This is a genomic window from Pseudomonas sp. HY13-MNA-CIBAN-0226 (assembly GCF_040310305.1).
GTDB lineage: Bacteria > Pseudomonadota > Gammaproteobacteria > Pseudomonadales > Pseudomonadaceae > Aquipseudomonas > Aquipseudomonas gregormendelii.
The window spans coordinates 1-262 of record NZ_JBEOPS010000351.1 but is presented as its reverse complement, the minus strand read 5'-3'; the positions used below and the strand labels follow the sequence as shown (position 1 = coordinate 262).

At 48.1% G+C, this 262-nt stretch carries 1 protein-coding gene; it reads left to right on the top strand.

The window, feature by feature from the left end; all coding sequences use genetic code 11:
• The coding region (locus tag AAEZ05_RS29060; RefSeq protein ID WP_350650083.1) for an FAD-dependent oxidoreductase at positions 1-262 on the top strand (262 nt) is incomplete at both ends.

Below are 262 nucleotides of genomic sequence, written 5' to 3'. Positions count from 1 at the left end.
TCTTTTGAAAATAGCAATCAGACTTATAAAGTTCATGCCAAAGTCGTGGTTAGTGCCACAGGTGCTTGGGCGGACACCTTACGGATGCAAGCCAGTAAGCAAACGGAGCAAACCTTTAATAAGCAGATCCGTCCCTCACGCGGCAGTCATTTGGTAGTCAGTCAAGAGCGCTTGCCTATTCATCAGGCCTATACTTTTTTACACCCTGTCGATAAAAGAGCGGTGTTCGTCTTTCCGTGGGAAAACCGCACCGTCCTTGGCA